Origin of the sequence: Streptomyces griseorubiginosus (assembly GCF_017614965.1) — a bacterium.
GTDB lineage: Bacteria > Actinomycetota > Actinomycetes > Streptomycetales > Streptomycetaceae > Streptomyces > Streptomyces griseorubiginosus_B.
On record NZ_WVUG01000569.1, the window covers coordinates 1 to 2,329 of the forward strand.

Sequence of the window (2,329 nt, forward strand, 5' to 3'; positions counted from 1 at the left end):
CCACTCCCCGCTGCCTCGACGCCGTCTCCCGGCTCCTCGCCGCCGCCCCGACCGCCGTACAGCCCCTCCTCACCTCCTGGTTCGACGACGACCGCCCCCTCCCCGCGACTCCGCACGCGACCGTGGCCGAAGCCGCCCAGGCCCTGCTCCACACCCACCGGCACCTCGCCCTGGACGAGCTGACCGAGGTGCTGGTGGAGTCCGCGCACATCAGGGCGGACGAGTTGCTGGCGGCGCTGGCCGAGGACGAGCCGTCGGCGGTGTGCCGGGCCGTGGACCGCTGGGCGCACGACGAACGCGCTTCCCGGCGAGCGGCGGCCGTGGTCCACGGACTGCGCACCGCCCCCCATGTCCGCACCGAGGCCGACCGCGACCTGCTGCGCTACGCCGCCGGGGCCCTGCTCGCCCGGCCCGCCGACGACACCCTGCACGGCGGCGCGCTCGCCCTCCTCGTCCGCGATCCACGCACCCGTGCCCGCCATCTCCCGCAGGCGCTGCGCCGGTTCGCGACCGGCGATCCCTACGTCCCGCCGAGTGCCCTGGTCCCCGCCCTGGCCACCCACCCGGAACCGGTCCTCGACGCGTTCCGGGAGCGGCTGCGCGGGCCGGAGCCGGGCCAGGCGCTGCGCACCCTCGCCGACGTCACCACACCCGCGCTGGCCCGCCGGGTCGCCACCCTGGTGCGGGACGCCGTACGGCACCGCCCCGAGACCGCCGCCGACGTCGCCACACATGTCGAACGCCGACTGGACCAGGGGCCCGCGGCCCGAGCGGCGCTGCTCCCGCTCGTCACCGGCCTCCTCGACGGCGGCCCGGAGGAGGTACGGGCCGCGCTGGCCGCCGTACTGGCCGTCCCCGGCACCCCGGTCTCCCATCCCCTCCGCCGGGAACTCCTCGAACTTCTCCTCTCTCGCGAGCACGACCCGGCCGTCCTCGACGCCCTGCTGCACGCCGTCGCGCCGCACACGGGCGACGAGATCCGCGACCTCGTCCACCGCACCGGCCTCCTCATGGTCCGCACCCCGGACGGCGCGGCCCGCTTCGACCGTGGCCTGGTCGACCTGGGCCGGCGCGTGCCCGGCTTCGCGGCCCGGATGGCCGGCTGGCTGACGGACGCCCCGCAGGCCTGGGCCGCGGTGGTCGGCCCCAGCGCCCGACGGATGATCGAGAGCCTGTCGGGCGTACGCGTGCCCGCCTGAGCCCCCCGCCGTCACGTGCGTCGAGTCACAGCCCCCATGCCGATGCGGGCGGTCCGGGCCCGGCATGGCACCCTTAGACCTGCGTAAGAGGTCGGTAGAGACGGACACGGGTTCGAGGAGCGGTCACAGTGCAGCGCTGGCGTGGCTTGGAGGACATCCCCGAGGACTGGGGGCGCAGCGTCGTCACCATCGGCTCGTACGACGGAGTCCACCGCGGTCACCAGCTGATCATCCGGCACGCCGTGGACCGCGCCCGTGAGCTGGGCGTTCCCTCCGTCGTCGTCACCTTCGACCCGCACCCGAGCGAGGTCGTGCGCCCCGGCAGCCACCCGCCGCTGCTCGCCCCGCACCACCGCCGCGCCGAGTTGATGGCGGACCTGGGCGTGGACGCGGTCCTGATCCTTCCCTTCACCACGGAGTTCTCGAAGCTGTCGCCGGCCGACTTCGTCGTCAAGGTCCTGGTCGACAAGCTGCACGCCAAGGCGGTCGTCGAGGGCCCGAACTTCCGCTTCGGCCACAAGGCCGCGGGCAACGTGGAGTTCCTCGCCGAGCAGGGCAAGACGTACGACTTCGAGGTCGAGGTCGTCGACCTGTACGTCACCGGTGAGGCGGGCGGCGGAGAGCCGTTCTCCTCCACCCTCACCCGCCGCCTGGTCGCCGAGGGCGACCTCGAGGGCGCCGCCGAGATCCTGGGCCGGCCGCACCGGGTGGAGGGCGTGGTCGTCCGCGGTGCCCAGCGCGGCCGCGAGCTCGGCTTCCCCACCGCCAACGTGGAGACGCTGCCCCACACCGCGATCCCCGCCGACGGCGTCTACGCCGGCTGGCTGCACGTGAACGGCGAGGCGATGCCGGCCGCGATCTCCGTCGGCACGAATCCGCAGTTCGACGGCACTGAGCGCACGGTGGAGGCGTACGCCATCGACCGCGTGGGCCTCGACCTGTACGGCCTGCACGTGGCCGTGGACTTCCTCGCCTTCGTCCGGGGCCAGGCCAAGTTCGAGTCGCTGGAGGCCCTGCTGGAGCAGATGGCCCAGGACGTGAAGCGGTGCCGCGAGCTGGTGGCTGCGGCGTCGGAGTAGATCGCGGCGGAGGGGCCGGTGCCTGGTGGCACCGGCCCCTCCGTCATGCAC

At 74.5% G+C, this 2,329-nt stretch carries 1 protein-coding gene and 1 pseudogene; both read left to right on the forward strand.

Annotated features, from left to right (window positions below):
* Positions 1-1,199 (forward strand): annotated as a pseudogene (locus GRC12_RS43705) (serine protease); the annotation flags it as partial.
* 128 nt (positions 1,200-1,327) lie between these two features.
* Positions 1,328-2,278 (forward strand): bifunctional riboflavin kinase/FAD synthetase, encoded by a 951-nt coding sequence (locus GRC12_RS43710; RefSeq protein ID WP_133047443.1) that lies wholly within the window; start codon positions 1,328-1,330, stop codon positions 2,276-2,278.
* Positions 2,279-2,329 lie beyond the last annotated feature (51 nt).